Annotated in this window: 18 protein-coding genes; 4 read left to right on the top strand and 14 right to left on the bottom strand. The window is 43.7% G+C overall.

Annotated features, from left to right (window positions below; genetic code table 11):
- Positions 1–6: 6 nt before the first annotated feature.
- The 4 genes from bioC to bioB are packed head-to-tail and all read right to left on the bottom strand — an operon-like array spanning position 7 to position 3,850.
- Entirely contained in the window at positions 7–831 is an 825-nt protein-coding gene (gene bioC / locus DFP79_RS09420; protein WP_133503701.1) for a malonyl-ACP O-methyltransferase BioC, read from the bottom strand.
- The gene (locus DFP79_RS09415; protein ID WP_133503700.1) at positions 812–1,618 is read right to left on the bottom strand and encodes an alpha/beta fold hydrolase; all 807 of its coding nucleotides are present in this window, start codon (positions 1,616–1,618) and stop codon (positions 812–814) included. The genes bioC and DFP79_RS09415 overlap by 20 nt, the downstream gene beginning before the upstream one ends.
- A gap of 14 nt (positions 1,619–1,632) precedes the next feature.
- Positions 1,633–2,838, bottom strand: coding sequence for an 8-amino-7-oxononanoate synthase (gene bioF / locus DFP79_RS09410; RefSeq protein WP_243730240.1), 1,206 nt, complete (start codon positions 2,836–2,838; stop codon positions 1,633–1,635).
- On the bottom strand, positions 2,795–3,850 hold the full coding sequence (gene bioB / locus DFP79_RS09405) for a biotin synthase BioB (RefSeq protein WP_133503699.1): 1,056 nt from the start codon (positions 3,848–3,850) through the stop codon (positions 2,795–2,797). Before bioB ends, bioF begins: the two co-directional genes overlap by 44 nt.
- Before the next feature lie 40 nt (positions 3,851–3,890).
- Between bioB and DFP79_RS09400 the strand changes: the two genes are divergently transcribed.
- On the top strand, positions 3,891–4,622 hold the full coding sequence (locus DFP79_RS09400) for a ComF family protein (protein WP_133503698.1): 732 nt from the start codon (positions 3,891–3,893) through the stop codon (positions 4,620–4,622).
- A 158-nt stretch (positions 4,623–4,780) separates the two neighbouring features.
- A complete protein-coding gene (bioA, locus tag DFP79_RS09395; protein ID WP_133503697.1) occupies positions 4,781–6,064 on the top strand; it encodes an adenosylmethionine--8-amino-7-oxononanoate transaminase in 1,284 nt (427 codons plus the stop codon).
- A gap of 175 nt (positions 6,065–6,239) precedes the next feature.
- Here the strand turns inward: bioA and DFP79_RS09390 are convergent, their stop codons facing one another.
- The 7 genes from DFP79_RS09390 to rpsF all read right to left on the bottom strand — a co-directional run bounded on the left by DFP79_RS09390 (position 6,240) and on the right by rpsF (position 12,134).
- Positions 6,240–6,701 carry a YehS family protein gene (locus DFP79_RS09390; RefSeq protein WP_133503696.1) on the bottom strand — a complete coding sequence of 154 codons (462 nt, stop codon included), beginning with the start codon at positions 6,699–6,701 and terminating at the stop codon, positions 6,240–6,242.
- A gap of 175 nt (positions 6,702–6,876) precedes the next feature.
- A complete protein-coding gene (locus DFP79_RS09385) occupies positions 6,877–8,439 on the bottom strand; it encodes a methyl-accepting chemotaxis protein (RefSeq protein WP_133503695.1) in 1,563 nt (520 codons plus the stop codon).
- Between the two features lie 131 nt (positions 8,440–8,570).
- A complete protein-coding gene (gene dnaB / locus DFP79_RS09380) occupies positions 8,571–9,944 on the bottom strand; it encodes a replicative DNA helicase (RefSeq protein WP_133503694.1) in 1,374 nt (457 codons plus the stop codon).
- A gap of 173 nt (positions 9,945–10,117) precedes the next feature.
- Complete coding sequence (gene rplI, locus DFP79_RS09375) at positions 10,118–10,564, bottom strand: 50S ribosomal protein L9 (protein WP_133503693.1); 447 nt, start codon at positions 10,562–10,564, stop codon at positions 10,118–10,120.
- A 23-nt stretch (positions 10,565–10,587) separates the two neighbouring features.
- Complete coding sequence (locus tag DFP79_RS09370) at positions 10,588–11,451, bottom strand: YybS family protein (RefSeq protein WP_133503692.1); 864 nt, start codon at positions 11,449–11,451, stop codon at positions 10,588–10,590.
- Between the two features lie 21 nt (positions 11,452–11,472).
- Positions 11,473–11,703: a 30S ribosomal protein S18 gene (gene rpsR / locus DFP79_RS09365; RefSeq protein WP_013662377.1), complete on the bottom strand. Its 231-nt coding sequence runs from the start codon at positions 11,701–11,703 to the stop codon at positions 11,473–11,475.
- Between the two features lie 23 nt (positions 11,704–11,726).
- Positions 11,727–12,134 carry a 30S ribosomal protein S6 gene (gene rpsF / locus DFP79_RS09360; RefSeq protein WP_133503691.1) on the bottom strand — a complete coding sequence of 136 codons (408 nt, stop codon included), beginning with the start codon at positions 12,132–12,134 and terminating at the stop codon, positions 11,727–11,729.
- Positions 12,135–12,264: 130 nt separating this feature from the next.
- Between rpsF and DFP79_RS09355 the strand changes: the two genes are divergently transcribed.
- On the top strand, positions 12,265–13,152 hold the full coding sequence (locus DFP79_RS09355; protein ID WP_133503690.1) for a DMT family transporter: 888 nt from the start codon (positions 12,265–12,267) through the stop codon (positions 13,150–13,152).
- A 53-nt stretch (positions 13,153–13,205) separates the two neighbouring features.
- Positions 13,206–14,111 carry a DMT family transporter gene (locus tag DFP79_RS09350; protein ID WP_243730239.1) on the top strand — a complete coding sequence of 302 codons (906 nt, stop codon included), beginning with the start codon at positions 13,206–13,208 and terminating at the stop codon, positions 14,109–14,111.
- Between the two features lie 31 nt (positions 14,112–14,142).
- On the opposite strand, the gene DFP79_RS09345 is transcribed toward DFP79_RS09350, so the two are convergent.
- From DFP79_RS09345 to thiP, 3 genes are read right to left on the bottom strand one after another with little or no spacing between them, the layout of a single operon-like run.
- Positions 14,143–15,009 (bottom strand): DMT family transporter, encoded by an 867-nt coding sequence (locus tag DFP79_RS09345; protein WP_133503689.1) that lies wholly within the window; start codon positions 15,007–15,009, stop codon positions 14,143–14,145.
- A 49-nt stretch (positions 15,010–15,058) separates the two neighbouring features.
- Entirely contained in the window at positions 15,059–15,748 is a 690-nt protein-coding gene (locus DFP79_RS09340; RefSeq protein ID WP_133503688.1) for a thiamine ABC transporter ATP-binding protein, read from the bottom strand.
- Positions 15,735–17,315, bottom strand: a complete 1,581-nt coding sequence (gene thiP, locus DFP79_RS09335; protein WP_133503687.1) for a thiamine/thiamine pyrophosphate ABC transporter permease — start codon at positions 17,313–17,315, stop codon at positions 15,735–15,737. Before thiP ends, DFP79_RS09340 begins: the two co-directional genes overlap by 14 nt.
- Positions 17,316–17,318: the final 3 nt, after the last annotated feature.

The raw sequence follows: 17,318 nt of genomic DNA, 5'->3' as shown, positions 1-17,318 counted from the left end.
ACTCTCTTACTTTTTCCGAATACGTGAAAACATCACCTGATAACTTAGAGGAATCCCCTGATGAGTTTTATACTCCTCATATGCGCCAACAAATTGCTTCCACTTACTCTTAGACATAAACTCTTTTTGCCCTTCTACTACCAAAGACGCTCCAATTTTTTTGAGTGAATACAGCGCAGATTTCACACTGGGAAACGTCATAGTAATAATTTTCGATTCACAACAAACAACCTCAAAATTATTTGTTTTGATCTTTTCTAAAATTTGAGCCTCTGACAAATAATGATTAACGTGTGAGCGTCGATCAACCTGATTCCAAGCCTGTTCGAGTTCAAACATAGAGCCGTTTAAAAGTGTCGAAAATACAAATTCACCGTCAGGCACTAAAGCGCGGTTCACCTCACTCAACAAGGTATCAAGTGAAAGGCACCATTGAATTGCGAGACTTGAAAAAAACAAATCAATACTAGAGGACTTAATAGGAAGCTGCTCAAAATCAGCGCAACAAACATTGGTATTCACGCCATCAAATTTGAGCTGTTTAAGCATATCAACGGATATATCCAGCGAAAGCAAATGCGGTTGAGAGCCGTATTTTTTCCGTAATGCTTTAGAACTGCTGCCCGTCCCTGCGCCTAAATCAACAAAAACCGAACTAGTAGACCTATCTAGCGAAGACGGTTCCTGTAAGAATGCACTGGGTAACAATTCGGCTAACTCATCCACCACTCTCAGCTGAAAACCAGCATAATCATTGTAAGTCGTTGCGGCACGACCAAAATGCCTCGCTACAGAAGTTTTATAGAGGCGTTTATCCAATTGCGTTGTCATCGATAAAGGTAATTATTTTTTCTAACAGAATGTCTGGGCACTCAAGAAACGGTTGGTGTGCAGAGGTGTCGATAAGTTCAACGGACTGAAGGTCATTGTGTGGCAGTTCCGAATCGATCGCAGAATAGTTTACGAGCGCATCAAGCTTCCCAAAATAGTGGATATTGGGCAAATCAAGTAACTCTAATTCACGCCTCACATCTAATGATCGCAACAAGTTTAATCCACCCGATAGAGCGGCTTCATCGATCAACTCCTCATTTTGTATTGCTCGAATGGACTTAGTTAACGCGCGCTCATTCGATGCTCCGGTTGCTTGCAGGGACACAAAACGCTTTAATCCTTTTTTGGGATCTTGCTCAACAAGGTTTTGAAAATGGTCAAAGTCAGCAAGCGCCATACCATAGGAACAATCTTCTCGCGCCACAAAACTGGGGGCTGAAGCTATGGTGATCAAACCTTGTACACAACTAGAACGTCGTGCTGCAACGTACGTTGAGATCATCCCCCCAAGGGACCACCCCAACCACCACGCATTACTTGGCGCAACGCGTATAAGTTGTTCAGCAAGCGCATCAATATCGTAGTTTGGCCCGATACGGTTCTTTCTTCGCCATTCTTCACTGCACGTAACACCAGGCAGGCTCGCGACAACGACATAAAACCGTTCTGACAAACGATTTGCGAAATCATTAAAAATCTCATTCGGCATCGCCCAGCCTGATACTATAAAAATAGACGGGTTAGCACGACTGCCAAACGATTGCGTTTCTATAGACGTTCTCATGATGTAAATAAACCTTAATTTGCTAATCTTTCAAGCGTATCACACAAGCGTTTAATATCGTCATGACGGTGCGCAGCACTTAACGTAATTCGAAGTCTAGCCTGATTATTCGGCACAGTTGGTGGTCGTATAGCGGTACATAAAATTCCCTCTTCTCGCAATGCTGCACTTAACTCAATCGCTCGATCGCTAGCTCCGATCATGATCGGTTGTATTGCACTGTCTGAAGGCATTAGTTCAAACGGTAGCGAAGCCATACACTCTTTGAAAAGCGAGATATTTGAATTAAGGCGGCTGCGTAACTCATCCCCTTCTTTTGACCGTATTAAATCAAGGCTTGATTTCGAGGCGTACGCCATCGCAGGAGACATCGCCGTCGTATAGATATAAGGGCGTGCAAATTGAGTTAAGTATTCTGCCATTGCATTTGAGCACGCAACAAACGCGCCTGCTGCTCCAAACGCTTTTCCAAAGGTGCCGATCAACGCTGAGACAGAGGATGCCGCGATGCCCTGCTCATCAAGAGTACCTAACCCTTGATCTCCAAGACATCCCAGCCCATGAGCATCATCCACTATGAGTAAGTGCTTACTATCAGACAATAGATTTATCAAACCATCTATTGGTGCGATATCTCCGTCCATACTGAAAATACCATCTGTCACCACCATTGAAGGAGATGACTGCTTCTCAATCAGTTTGCGAGCGCTGCTCAAATCAGCGTGCAGATAGCGACGAACAGAAGCATCACTCAACAACGCTCCATCAATCAAGGACGCGTGATTTAACTTATCCTGTATAACTGTTTCACAGTGACGACCCAAAGCGCTCAATACGGCAAGGTTTGCCATGTACCCAGTACTGAACAGCATTACCCGCTCTACACCTAGCCAATCACTTAATGCTCGTTCTAACTCATCATGAGGAGATAGATGACCACATACTAAATGAGAAGCTCCACTCCCTACACCATAAATCTCAGCACCTTCTGCAAGTGCATTGATCAAAGTAGGGTGAGCAGCTAGGCCAAGGTAATCATTCGAACAAAAAGAAAGGAATGGAGTACCATCAATAGTCGGTGAGATAGACTGAGGCGCATCTATCACCTCAGTCTCGCGATGCAAGCTCGCTTTTTTTCTTTCTTCAACCGAGCTCGATATCCAGTCTGGAAGCGGCCTAAGCACTGGCATCATAAAACATTTTGGCTTCAGCCTGCTCACGCACCTGACTTTCGATTGCCTCAACAACCGCTTCATCAGAATGCTCTTCGCGCTGTTCTGGATTAATGCCCAGTTTCTTAAACAACATACGGTCCTGATCCGCTTCAGGGTTATCCGTTGTTAGCAATTTCTCTCCATAGAAAATAGAGTTAGCGCCCGCCATAAAACAAAGAGCCTGTGTCTGCTCGGACATCCCTTGACGGCCCGCAGACAAACGAACGTGAGACGTCGGCATAATAATTCGTGCAACAGCAATGGTACGAATGAAATCAAACTCATCCAAATCATCCACATTCTCAAGTGGCGTGCCTGCAACCTTAACCAGCATATTGATTGGAACACTTTCAGGGTGAGGTGTCATTTGAGAAAGCTGACGTAGCAGGCCTACGCGATCTTTTTGCTCTTCTCCCATACCCATAATACCGCCACAACATAGTTTGATGCCGGAGTCGCGTACGCGAGACAAGGTATCCAAACGCTCTTGATAACTACGGGTACTAATAATGCTATCGTAATATTCAGGAGAGGTGTCCAAGTTATGATTGTAATAATCCAACCCTGCGCCAGACAATTCTTTTGCCTGTTCATCCGTCAACGTGCCAAGCGTTACACAAGATTCAAGACCTAGGCTTTTAACCCCTTTAACCATTTCCAACACGTAAGGAAAATCTTTTTTAGAAGGATGTTTCCAAGCGGCACCCATACAAAAACGCGTTGCGCCTTTTTCCTTTGCAGCTGATGCTTCTTCTAAAACTTTTTGAACTTCCATGAGCTTTTCTTTTTCAAGCTCTGTATTATAGTGGCCACTTTGAGGGCAATACTTGCAATCTTCAGGGCAAGCACCTGTTTTTATGGATAAAAGCGTGCTGACTTGCACTTGATTTGGCTTAAAGTTCTCGCGATGAACAGATTGAGCTTTAAACAACAAATCCATAAACGGAAGATCAAATAACGCCTGCAGTTCCGCCGATGTCCAGTTATAACGTGGTGTCAAATATTCAGTAACGGACATAATACCCTCAAAATCAACTTTGCAATGGAGTGCAATATTAATGGACTGGTCTCATCTGTCAACCAAACTTTTTAGTGTGGTTTACTACAGATTCTTTTTAAAACACTGCTATTTGTGCCGACAACCCAGCTCATCAACACTTTGCACATGGTGCCAACCTCTACTAGACACAAAAGACGATCGCTGCTCAGGATGCGGAACTAAGGGAGAGTTTCTCTCTTTATGTGGAAAGTGCCAATCCTCTAAACGACCTTGGCAATCCTGCCTCGTCGCGACAGATTACGAAAGCACCAACAGCCATTTGATTCGTGCCGCTAAATTTCACAATCAACACCACTATTTTAGAATATACAGCGACATATTAGCTCAAAAAATTTGCGAACATTATGGAGAGCACCTCCCTACTCATTGGGCCACCGTACCCAGCCACATCAATAGAGTAAGAGAGCGAGGAAAATGCAGCAATGACATAGTCTACAAAACACTCAAACAGTCGTTGTACCATACCATTGAACTTAACAAACCAATAAATCGCCTCTATCTGAAAAAGCAAATACACACCGCTCCTCAACACCAACAAACACGTACTCGACGCCTTGCCATTCCATCTTCGCTGTTTCAGTGTCCAGAGCAAATTCAAGGGCACGTCGCCTTGATTGACGATGTCATGACCACAGGCTCAACGCTAGAAGCATGCACCCACTCTTTATTGAAAGCTGGCGCATCCCGCGTTGATGTTTGGGTCTTTGCTAGAACCCCAGCCTCGTTGTAAACACTGCAAATAGACTATTCACAACGAGACTGGCTATAAGACTTAAGTTTGGATACCATGCCCAAAGCTAAGGCAATTTTGACACGACTCATACAGCACCCTTAGTAGAAAATACGCCCTGAAACACCATCAGCCACGAAAACACTACGCAGGCTCTCATGAAAAGCATCAATGATTACATTGAGTTAGACAAACAACTCCTTTGGCATCCTTATACATCTATGACCAACCCAGCCCCGCATTTTCTTGTCGACAGTGCCAGCGGTTATGAAATAACACTGGCGACGGGCGAAATACTCGTCGACGGCATGTCTTCATGGTGGAGTGTAATTCATGGATACAACCACCCGAAGTTAAATCAAGCAATAAAGGGCCAAGTGGACGATTTTGCACACGTCATGTTTGGCGGGCTGACTCATCGTCCCGCAATTGAATTAGCCGAAAAGCTGGTCAATGTATCTCCTCAAGGCCTTCAGCGCGTGTTTCTATCCGATTCTGGCTCGGTTTCAGTCGAAGTCGCACTAAAAATGGCCATTCAGTACTGGAACACTCAAGGACACCCAGAAAAACAACATTTCGCGACACCTCGTAGCGGTTATCACGGAGACACATTTGCCGCCATGTCAGTGTGCGATCCTGTCAATGGCATGCATGGCTTGTTCAGCAAAGCACTGACCTCACAGCACTTTGTTAGCGCCCCTCCTACTGGTTTTAATGCGCCAGTGAATGAGACCTACTTAGAAGAAGTAGAAACACTTTTTAAACAGCATCATGAGGTACTAGCAGGCTTCATTATCGAACCCGTCGTTCAAAACGCGGGAGGCATGCGTTTTTACAACCCACGTTACTTAGACGAGATCCGTGCACTTTGCGATCAATACAATATTCTCTTAATCTTTGATGAAATTGCGACCGGATTTGGCCGAACTGGAAAAATGTTTGCTACTGACCACTGCTCTATTTCGCCAGATTTAATGTGTGTTGGTAAAGCTCTCACGGGGGGCTATATGACATTAGCCGCCACGCTCACCAACGACAGAGTTGCAATGGGCATCAGCGACAACGACGGCGTCTTTATGCACGGACCAACATTTATGGGCAATGCAATGGCATGCAGCGTCGCAAATGCCAGTTTAGAGCTTATAGAATCAGACAACGTGATATCGAAAATCAGCCAAATAGAAAGCTGGCTGAACAATCATCTGAACCGATGCGAGACACTCCCCAATGTTAAGGACGTTAGGTGCATCGGTGCTATCGGAGTCGTCGAGCTTGACTCGCCCGTAAACCAGCATGAGATCCAGCCTAAATTCGTTGAGAAAGGCGTATGGATTCGTCCTTTTGGGAAGCTCATCTATCTGATGCCTCCGTACATCATTACCGAGCAAGAGATTAAAAAGCTTAGTGATGCTATTTTCGACGTCGCTTCACAGCTGAATTAAAACTGCGTGATCACGATCAATAACGGCAGATATAGCACCAAGCAATAGAGTCAGGGCTTCGAACTTGAGCTCAAGAGCCATGACTCTATTAATTTAGATGACAAGCAGTAAAAAGTAGATAACGAGCTAAGTCACTTTATTAGACAGTACCTTTCAATTTCGAACGGCTCCGAAATTAGCTAGGACGATATTTTCGCTGAAGGCCTTGCAAAAAATTCCGAAGAATTTGGTCTTTGCACTCTCTATAATGACGGTTATCAGGCTTACGGAAAAACGCGCTAAGTTCATGCTTACTTAAACGGAATTCCGCAAGCTGCATAATTTCTAAAATATCTTCCGCTTTCAGGTTCAAAGCGATGCGCAGCTTCTGGAATATAACATTGTTATTCAACGTCTCTTCCAATCTCGGCTGCTCACCTTCACGCTTGCCACGTTTAAAATTGATATAACCGTTTAAAAATGCAGCCAACTCTTTGTCGTTTAATTCAACAAAAGCGCCATCGTCGTCTTTTTTCAGCCAACAAGCGATTTGTTCATCTGTCACATTAAAGTCTGCTAAAGAGAAAACGTCTCTTACTACATTGTCTTTTAAATCAAATGTGTAACGTACACGGCGTAAGATATCATTGTTATTCAAAATGCTTCCTAGTCTTAGGTAAATCCGGCGTTATCAACGTGATCACCGGAAGACAGGGATTCTATCAGATATGCGCTCTAGTCCCTATCAATTACCCTAGACTACAAAAAAGCTCACTCCCATAGAGCAACATCTAGATGTGAGCCTTCGTAGCGCCTTTGTGTAAACAACTAAACTACTGCTTCATTCGCTCCGCGAGGTTTCCTTGCTCGTAAGCCTCTTCTTCAATATGGGAGATGTTTAACACAATGCTTTGAGCTCTTTCACTGGCTTGCAAGCTAAGCTGTTCAACCTGATGCATTTGCTCATTAAGCGCTTCGGCTACTTGTGTTTGCTCATTAGTTGCGACGTTAATTTGCGAAGTCATGTCAACCACTTTAACAATGGCTGTTTCGATTTCAACCATGTTCTCGGCAACGGAGTTAATACGCTCAACACCCAGTTGCGCTACGTCGGTTCCTTTATCTATCGTATTTAAGACGTTATGTGTATTTTGCTTTAGCTCTTCGGTCATTTCATTAATGCTTTGCGTTGCATTCTGAGTTCGTATAGCGAGCGCTCGAACCTCATCCGCAACAACAGCAAAACCACGACCGGCTTCACCTGCCCGAGCAGACTCAATTGCAGCATTCAACGCCAGAAGATTTGTTTGTTCTGCAATATCACTTATCGAGTTTACAAGATCGTTTATTTTGTCGCTTTGCTTGGCTAACACATCAACCACTTTTTTCGCATCGCTAATCTCTTGATACACTTTGCGGATGGTTGCGCCCGTATCTTGAGCAAGTGTTTGACTGTCCCGCGCTTGTACACTAACAGCTTCTGTTTCTTCTGCTGCTAACCGAACATTTTCAGAGATGGAATTGACACTAGCAAGCATCTGGGAGGTTGCTGACGCAACACTCGCGTAGGTTTCCCTCTGTTTACTAAAGTTTGAAAGGTTGTTCGTTACATTGCCTTTTGCTTGCGACGCACGATTTCTGAGTTGTAATGACCCTTCCGCCAATCGATATCGGAAGGTATGCGCGGCAGCCTCTTTATGCAGTTGAGCAAATCGAATAGCAGATTGAGCTCCAACGCTCTTACAATACAAAAATTGCCCTATTGGGTTATGTGCTTCCGCTGGCAACGCTTGCAATGTCGACATTAACTCAGATCTCTGAGCAAACGTTAAGAGAAATCCAATTAGAGCGATAAGTGGAGCAATGATTTGCAACGCCAAGAAAGAACTGGTCAATCCAGCCAAACCGATAACTGCAAAAAGCAGCGCACTAATCCAAAGCTGCTGAACTAACGTAGAGTTAAGCTTAGTCATCAAAGGGGCTACGGATTTCCCAGAGTTCACCCGATCGTAAACTGTTTGTGCGTGTTTTTTCTCATCTGCGGTCGCTTTACGGCGAACAGACTCATAACCAATAACTTTGCCATTATCTAAAAGCGGACTGACATGAGCACTGACCCAATAATGATCACCATTGTGACAGCGATTTTTAACGAGCCCCATCCAGCTATTACCTTGCTTTAAGTTTGCCCACATATCAGCAAAGACCGCAGGAGGTACATCAGGATGACGAATTACATTATGAGGTGCTCCCATAAGCTCTTCTCGCTCATAGCCCGCCACCTTACAAAATGCATCGTTTACAAATGTAATACGTCCTTTGACATCAGTACTTGAAACCAACACCATGTCATTCGAGAAATCATTTTCTCGATTTGTTACAGGCATCTTACGCATATTCTTCTCGACCTTAGATAATTTTAGTTATTCGCAACGATCTATATTAATAGCATGAACAATCCGCGGCGCCGACTAATAATTGTTATAACAGAGAATCAACGCTATCAGTTGATTACTACGATTTTTTATTAATCATCACCAAAATCTTGGTAGGCATCAGGAGCCAAATCTTCAAATCGCGTATGCTTACCGACAAACGCCAATCGACAGGTGCCGATAGGACCATTACGCTGCTTACCAATTATGATCTCAGCGATCCCTTTGTAAGGCGTATCTTCGTGGTAAACCTCGTCACGATAAACAAATGAAATAACATCCGCATCCTGCTCTATCGCTCCAGATTCCCTCAAATCTGAGTTTACTGGACGTTTGTTTGGTCGCTGCTCCAAACTACGGTTCAACTGAGAAAGAGCAACCATTGGACAACTCATTTCTTTAGCAATGGCCTTTAAAGATCGAGATATTTCTGAGATCTCATTGGTACGACCTTCGGTAAAACCAGGAATCTGCATTAGCTGTAAGTAATCGACCATGATCATTGCAACACCGCCGTGTTCTCTGGCGATTCTTCGAACGCGAGAACGCATTTCCGTCGGGCTGATACCGCCTGTATCGTCGATGAATAGCTTACGGTCTTTCAGCATTTTCACAGCGGACATCAGCTTATCCCAATCTTCCTGAATTAGCTGGCCCGATCTCATTCGAGTCTGATCAATACGACCTAGAGACGAAAGCATACGCATCATCAGCTGCTCGGCAGGCATCTCTAGACTAAATACGATAACGGGAAGCTCGCTGATCATCGCGGCATTTTCAACCAAGTTCATCGCAAACGTGGTCTTACCCATCGAAGGACGCCCAGCAACGATCACCAAATCGGCTGGCTGTAGGCCAGATGTCATTGCGTCTAAGTCAGTAAACCCAGTACTCAGACCTGTGATAGAACCTTCTTGATGATATAACTCGTCAATCTTGTCGACGGTAGCGCTCAGAATATCCGCTACTTCTCGTGGGCCGCCTTTCTTTTCGCCACCTTCTGCGATCTGGAAAATCTTCCGTTCCGCCTCATCAAGCACTTCGGCAGCGTTCATTCCTTCTGGATGGAACGCTCTGTCTGTAATTTCATTGGTTGTTGAAATCAACCGTCTTAAGAGCGCTCTTTCTCTTACAATATCAGCATAAGACGCAATGTTCGCAGCACTTGGAGTCGCTTCAACCATTTCAATAAGGTAAGCCATTCCGCCAATGTCTTCTAGCTCTCCGCGCTTATCCAGTCTTTCACCGATCGTCACGACATCAATGGGTTCAACCTCATCTGCTAGCTTTGCGATAACAGAGAAAATGCGATTATGTTCCGGTCGATAAAAATCATCAGCCACCACCAACTCGGATACTCGATCCCAAGCCTCCGGATCAAGCATTAAACCACCGACAACCGATCTTTCTGCTTCAATTGAATACGGAGGGAGTTTAATGCTGGCTACACTGTCGTCTTCTTGCACGTTTTATTACTCTTTATAGTAGGTCTATGAATCTAATCTAAGAAAATTGGGGCGACTCCCCCACTTTGATCGATGCAAATCGAAGCTTAACATCAACCATAAAAAAAGGGCATCCAGAATGTGGATGCCCTTTTTCAATACTATATACAATAACGAAAACGTTATTATCAGTATTACTGTGCAGTTACTTCCAAAGTAACAGTAGCGACAACGTCTGTGTGCAACTGTACATCAACTTCGAAAGAACCAGTGTGACGAATCGCACCTTCAGGAAGACGAACTTCTGATTTAGATACTTCAGCACCTGTTGCAGAAATTGCATCAGCGATATCACGAGTACCGATAGAACCGAACAATTTACCTTCGTCGCCAGCGTTCGCTTCAATAGTAATTACCTTACCATTGATAGCATCAGCGCGTGTTTGCGATTGAGCAGTACGTTCTGCAGCTTGAGCTTCTAACTCAGCACGACGTTCTTCGAATGTCGCCAAGTTAACTTTAGTAGCCATTACAGCTTTGTTGTTCGGAATCAAAAAGTTACGAGCATAACCTGGTTTAACAGCAACAACGTCACCGATACCGCCTAGCTTGTTTACTTTGTCGAGTAGAATTACATTCATCTCGATCACCTCTAATAAAATCTTTAGCTTTCGTTTGAGCCAGAAGGGTTCGCTTTAATACGACTGCGAATGTCCACAAAGCTATCAATAATGGCTAATACCATCACGATACTTAAAAAATAGACATTCAATACAAATATGCCGATTAAATAGAACAACACCAATCCGGCCAACCCAATTCTTTTTTTTGCTAGAATACCATGTACAAGAGCCAAGCCTGGCAACACAAGAGCAGGAATAGCGGCCTTAGCAAAAATTTCAAATGAACCTTCTAGACTCTCCCCAATAAGCACCATCGTAACAAGTACGAGCGCAAATACGACTGGGAGCCTCAGCATATGAAACTCTCTTTTGAACCCTCCAGGGTTATACAAACTTGCTTGCCATCGCCTAGCTAAAAATAAAGCGGCTACAGCAATATAAACCTGTACAACCGATATTGCCGTCACAGACAGCTGAAATATCGTTTCTTTAGAAAGCTCAACTGCATCCTTCTGATTTGCAATGACCTGCTGACTAAGCTCAGTGATGAACTCCAACATGTCACGCATAATCAGGGGGTACACCCAAGAGGAAATGATTGCCAACCAACTTGCCGACAACAAAACCCAACTCCATGATACTTTTAGCCTTAATATAAAAGCCAACAACAAAGTATCAAACAGTACCATTAGTGCTGTTGCATCGCCTTGGAAGTACCACAACAATAAAGCGGGCAAACCTCCCCAGGCAAATACAGGTATTCCTTCACTTACACCTTTTCGAAGCACTACCAAACCTAAAATGGCAGCGGATAACCAAAACATAATGGGGATGACAGAGAAAGCCGCCACAGAAATAATGGCATTTATTCTCTTTTTCATCACCCAATCGGCTAAACCGCTCATAGCAGAGCTTCTACAGACCTATTAATTAAAGTGGCTGTCAGTGTAAGGAAGCAAAGCAATGTAGCGAGCGCGTTTGATAGCAGTCGCTAGCTGACGCTGGTAACGAGCTTTAGTACCAGTGATACGGCTAGGTACGATTTTACCAGTTTCAGTGATGTAACCTTTCAAAGTGTCAAGATCTTTGTAATCGATCTCTTTAACGCCTTCTGCTGTAAAACGGCAGAACTTACGACGACGGAAAAAACGAGCCATGAGAGTCTCCTAATTAAATTATATTATTCAGCTGAATCTTCAGCAGCTGCTTCTTCTTTCGCAGGTGCTTCAGGTTTACGCTCTTCACGCTGAGGGCGACGGTCTTCGCGGCTTTCAGCAGCTTTAATTGGAGACACTTCAGTTACCGCATCTTTACGACGGATAACCATGTTACGGATGATCGCATCGTTGTAACGGAAAGTATCATTTAGCTCAGCTAACACTGCTTCAGAAGCTTCGATGTTCATAAGAACATAGTGAGCTTTATGAATTTTGTTGATAGGGTAAGCTAGTTGGCGACGGCCCCAGTCTTCAAGACGGTGTACTTGACCACCATCTTCAGTGATCAAGTTAGTGTAACGCTCGACCATTGCTGGAACTTGTTCGCTTTGATCTGGATGAACCAGAAATACGATTTCATAATGACGCATTTAAGCTCCTTATGGATTGTTAGTCTCCACGCTTCCCCCGTGTAAAGCTGTGAGACAAGGAGTATTGATTTACGGGGACGCGCATTATATAACAGGCTTACCAAGAAACAAACCCATTTAAGGATATTTAATGACCAATCAAAAACAGGCAATGTTATTTGGACTAGGAGCAGTCTTACTTTGGTCAACCGTAGCGACGGCTTTTTCTCTTGCCCTAAAGCACTATTCACCCGTACAGCTTCTTTTGGTTGCTACGGTCACGTCTTTCGTTTTCCTTCTTTTGATCGTGATCAAAAACAAAGAAATGACACAACTCATCGAGATGGGGAAAACAGAATGGAAAACATCCTTACTTTTAGGAGCCATTAACCCATTCGTTTACTATTTGATATTACTGTATGCGTACAATCAACTTCCAGCCCAAGAAGCCCAAGCAATCAATTACACTTGGGGCATTGTCTTAAGCTTTATGGCGATTCCGATTTTGGGGCAAAAGCTACGTTTAGCAGACCTCATCGCCGCAGCCTTCTGTTATTTTGGCGTACTCTATATTGCAACCCGAGGGAACGTATTATCACTGGAATTTGCCAACCTATATGGTGTAGGTCTTGCTCTTATAAGTACGGTTATTTGGGCACTCTATTGGTTAATCAACACAAAAGATAAGCGCCCTGGACTGATTGGCTTAACACTTAATTTCAGCTTCGCATTACCCCTTATAGTGCTTTATGCAATATTTACCGGGGAACTTAACCATTGGCCCGAGCAAGGGCTCTTACCGTCTGTTTATATTGGTTTTTTCGAGATGGGAGTAAGCTTCATTTTATGGAATTTGGCTATGAAACGCGCAGATCGAACCAGCCAGTTAGCAAACTTAATCTTCCTATCACCCATTTTATCCATTGTGTGGCTCTCTCAAATTGCCAACGAACCAATACTGATCTCCACACTCGTTGGATTAGTCTGTATTTTATTAGGATTGACAGTTCAAAACTGGAAAAAATCGAAAAAAGCGTAATTAAGCCGATTCTTGATCCACTACACTAACGCTCGATATGATGACGAAACACTATGCTGAAATCCCCTAACGCCTATACCTTTTTACTGTTCTCAATTGTATTTTGGTCAGGCAACTATGTATTAGGTAGACTCACACTCAGTGAAGGCATGGATCCTTACACATTGTCGTTTTTCAGGTGGTTTTTGGCTTGCGCATTTCTCTTACCTTTCACCTATAGAACTCTCGTTAATGAAAGAAAAATCCTAATGCAAAATCTCCCATTACTCACCCTTATGGGGGTACTGGGAGTTTGCAATTACAATCTATTTTTGTACATCGCGCTAACAACGACAACGGTGACTAACGCCGTACTCCTCAATTCTTTAATGCCCATTCTCATTCTTCTCGTCGCACGCATTTTGCTCGGAGCTCGAACAAGCAAACTGCAAAATATTGGAATCGCAGTATCAACCATTGGCGCAACGACCATAGTAAGCAGAGGAAGCTTAGATACCTTACTGCATTTAACCATCACTAAGGGAGACATGTGGGTAATCACGGCCGTTACGAGCTGGGCTTTGTATTCGGTGTTACTTTCAAAGCGCCCTAAGAAAATGTCGCTGTATGCTTTTTTTACTTCTACAGCGATAATAGGAACGCTTGCACAGGCGCCGATATATGCCATATTCGGGACGCAATCTATCTTAGATATCCCTGATCACAACTGGTTAGTGCTTCTATATATGGCGTTATTTGCTTCGATCGCCGCTTTTATTTGTTGGAACAAAGGCATTGAAAAACTCGGCCCCGCGACGGCAGGCCACTTCATACACTTGATGCCTGTTTTTAGTATTGCGCTTTCTATCCCTCTTTTAGGCGAGCAATTTCATGTGTTTCACATGGTTGGCGTTGCCTTTATTTTAGGCGGGATATTAACAGCCACGATACTCAACAAAAAGTTTGAAGCTCAACATTAAATTGATACTAAACTCCTGCTGACCATAGAGTTTAGGCTCGTTTTTTGGCAACGGATGCGCTTAACAAAACGCTTAAAAAAATCAAAACAGTGCCTGAAATAGCATAAGCATCAGGCACATGCCCCCAAATAACCCACCCCCAGAAACCTGAAAACGCGATTCCCACATAACTCACCGGCGACACAAGGCTAGCCGGCGCACTCGTATAGGCTAATGTATAGAGGTACATTCCGACATACAACGCTCCTGAAACCGCCAACACCCAACCCCAGACATTAACTGGCAGCGCAATGGAATCGCCTTGTGCCAACGCCATAATCAAGGAACACGCTGCTGAAAAACTGAAATATACGATCATAGTTTCATGAGAGCTGACTTTCGTACTTAACATACGCGTTGTAATCATAGAAAAAGCCAATCCAACGGCAGACAAAAACCCAACAATATGCCAAGGGTTAAAATTTGTTGGTGTTGGATGAATCACCAATGCAACCCCCACAAAGCCAACCAGCAAGGGAACCCAACGCGCTTTGGGAATGAAAATTTTATGTACAATTAAAACAACGAAAGGAACACAAAGCGGTGCGCAGCTGCGCAGAAGAGACGCTTCAACAAGCGGAATTTCATTTAAAGCCCAGTAATAACAGAGAAAACCAACAAATCCACCAACGCTTCTTAGAATGTGTATTTTTATTGTATCAAACGAACGTTTTTCCCACTTACCGCGCATTTGAGGGAACAACACCACAACACAAAATAGGCTTTGCCAAAAAACGAGAACGGCGACTGATATTTGTGTTTGGACATGCTTAGCACCAACCGCGGCGATTGACATGATAAACGCATATGTAATGGTTGCAAAAATACCTTTGCGAACATTGTAATACTCTTGTGACACACACTACCTCATGGTTATTAACGTACCGCAACCACCAATAAGATTGTCGTTAACGTCCTAAATAGCGCTCAAAATGAGCGTTACGATTGTTTCCTTTTAATACCTGAGCATCATCTTGCGCAACAAGCTTCCCATTTTCTACCAAGACAATTTTTCCATCTACAAAAAGAGCATCATCAGGAGAATGAGTCACCATAATGGTAATCAAGCCTTGCTCATGCGTTACCTCTTTCACAAGATTCAGCATCTCTCGTCTTAGAGCAGGATCCAATGCGCTAAAAGGTTCATCTAATAGTAAAATAGGTTGTTTACGCACAAGGGCACGCGCAATGGACACTCTCTGTACCTGTCCTCCTGATAATTCACCCGGAAATTTAGAGGAAAGGTGATCAAGCTGAACCTTCTTTAAAGACTGCGTTACTCGTTTTTGATCGTCCAGTGATAGCTTTCGTGAAGGGTGCACGCCAATTGCCACATTGTCCCAAACGCTTAACTGAGGAAACACATTATCGCTTTGAAACAAGGTTGTTATCGGTCTCTCATTTGCCTCAAATGATAAAACATCACGCTCATCAAAGCGCAGTTGCCCTTCTCCTTTGAGAAATCCGCCTAACAAGTACAACAGAGTGCTTTTGCCTTCTCCACTGCCCCCGAGCAAACAGGTAAAACCTTTATCAAAAGAACCACTATAGTGCGCTTTAAAATCATCCCATTGATAATGCAGATTAAATTCTAGCAATTTTACCGCCTACAATTCGATTAGTAAGATAGAAACAAATGAGACAAAGTAACAAAAGCACAATTGCAACACATGCGCCTTGTTCTACTCGGTAGGAGCCAATCAGCTGAAATAAATACAAAGGCAGCGATAGTAAATCTTGACTACCAAAAAGAGCAACAACGCCCATGTCACCAAGACTTAAGACTAATGCGTAGGCCATTCCTTGTGCTAAGGCAGATCGAGTGTAAGGCCACTCCAAGACAAATCGATGTCGCCCTTTAATCCCCAAAGATCGATACAAAAAGTGGTATCGCTTCTCATACTGATAAAAAACAGGTGCGATAGATCGAATCACAAACGGCAAAGCCATTACCGCATTGACCCAGACGACAACCCAAAAAGTATAATCAAACCCAATTCCCAACTTCCGTAAAATCAGAAATAACCCTGTTGCCAATACAATACTGGGAACCATTAGAACAAAATTTCCCATTTGCTCTAAGCGAAGCGACCATTTTGAATAGTGCGTACTTAACAAACTCGCACGCGCCAAAACAACCACACTCAGCCCAATAAGCAGCGACAACAAAGCCGACGGGAGGGCAATTTTAAGAGAAACAAGCAGCGCTCGCCAAAGCGCATCATCATGCAAGGTTTCCCAAAACAGTGAACTCAATACAGGAATAAAGATCGCTAAAAACGGAGGCACCATTAACAACAATGCCAATAGGCAAGCTGCCACATCGATACACATCGACACCTTCCCTCCTTTGAGATCACTTTTTTGACCTTCGATCACACTTATATCTTGAGCTAACGCGGGAGAATAGCGATACACACACCAAGCAATACTCGAACAAATGATTATTTGCAGCAAGGACAAGAAGCTGGCTTTGGCAATATCAAAATCGAATCGCAATGCCTGATAGATCGCAACTTCTAATGTACTGGATTTAGGGCCGCCACCTAAGCTTAAGACCACCGCAAAACTCGAAAAGCACAACATAAAAATCAGCACAAAGGCGCCCGGTAAGGCTTTTCGAATATAGTGCCATTCAATGATCTGAAAAGCATACCACCGCCCAAAAGAAAACTGGCTGGCGAGCCGCCATTGGGCATCCGGAATCATTTGGTACACTTGAAGAATCAAACGCACTGCCAGCGGCATATTAAAGAAAACATGCGCGAGAAGAATGCCAAACAAGCCATATAAGCCGAATATGTCAGCGACATCACTAAGCACACCATTTCGACCATAGACCATAACAATACCGAGAATTGCAATGATCGCGGGAATAACCATAGAAATAGCAAACAAATTTAGGAGAAATCGTCTCCCCCAAAAATGTCGATGATACAAACATGATGCAACGGGAACAGCGATTGCAATACTAATGACAGCACTTAACAGTGCTTGAAGAAAAGAGAAACGAATGAGCCGCCAAAGATACGGCTCTTGTAAGTACCCTAACCACTCGACAGGTGACGAGTAGGCTAATAAGGATACAAAAGCGGCGAGACCTACAACTAAATAGGAAAGTAACCCTCCGAAAGCGAGCCAATAAGAACGAACAAACAATTTCAAATC

Source organism: Marinomonas balearica (assembly GCF_004362145.1).
GTDB lineage: Bacteria > Pseudomonadota > Gammaproteobacteria > Pseudomonadales > Marinomonadaceae > Marinomonas > Marinomonas balearica.
This window is presented reverse-complemented; position numbering and strand designations above follow the sequence as displayed.

Coding starts and splice junctions, on each gene's coding strand:
- DFP79_RS09370 (WP_133503692.1), bottom strand. CDS start 11,451: ATGAGCGGTTTAGCCGATTGGGTGATGAAAAAGAGAATAAATGCCATT.
- bioB (WP_133503699.1), bottom strand. CDS start 3,850: ATGTCCGTTACTGAATATTTGACACCACGTTATAACTGGACATCGGCG.
- bioA (WP_133503697.1), top strand. CDS start 4,781: ATGAAAAGCATCAATGATTACATTGAGTTAGACAAACAACTCCTTTGG.
- DFP79_RS09415 (WP_133503700.1), bottom strand. CDS start 1,618: ATGAGAACGTCTATAGAAACGCAATCGTTTGGCAGTCGTGCTAACCCG.
- DFP79_RS09385 (WP_133503695.1), bottom strand. CDS start 8,439: ATGCGTAAGATGCCTGTAACAAATCGAGAAAATGATTTCTCGAATGAC.
- rplI (WP_133503693.1), bottom strand. CDS start 10,564: ATGAATGTAATTCTACTCGACAAAGTAAACAAGCTAGGCGGTATCGGT.
- DFP79_RS09400 (WP_133503698.1), top strand. CDS start 3,891: ATGGACTGGTCTCATCTGTCAACCAAACTTTTTAGTGTGGTTTACTAC.
- bioC (WP_133503701.1), bottom strand. CDS start 831: ATGACAACGCAATTGGATAAACGCCTCTATAAAACTTCTGTAGCGAGG.
- DFP79_RS09355 (WP_133503690.1), top strand. CDS start 12,265: ATGACCAATCAAAAACAGGCAATGTTATTTGGACTAGGAGCAGTCTTA.
- DFP79_RS09350 (WP_243730239.1), top strand. CDS start 13,206: ATGCTGAAATCCCCTAACGCCTATACCTTTTTACTGTTCTCAATTGTA.
- rpsF (WP_133503691.1), bottom strand. CDS start 12,134: ATGCGTCATTATGAAATCGTATTTCTGGTTCATCCAGATCAAAGCGAA.
- rpsR (WP_013662377.1), bottom strand. CDS start 11,703: ATGGCTCGTTTTTTCCGTCGTCGTAAGTTCTGCCGTTTTACAGCAGAA.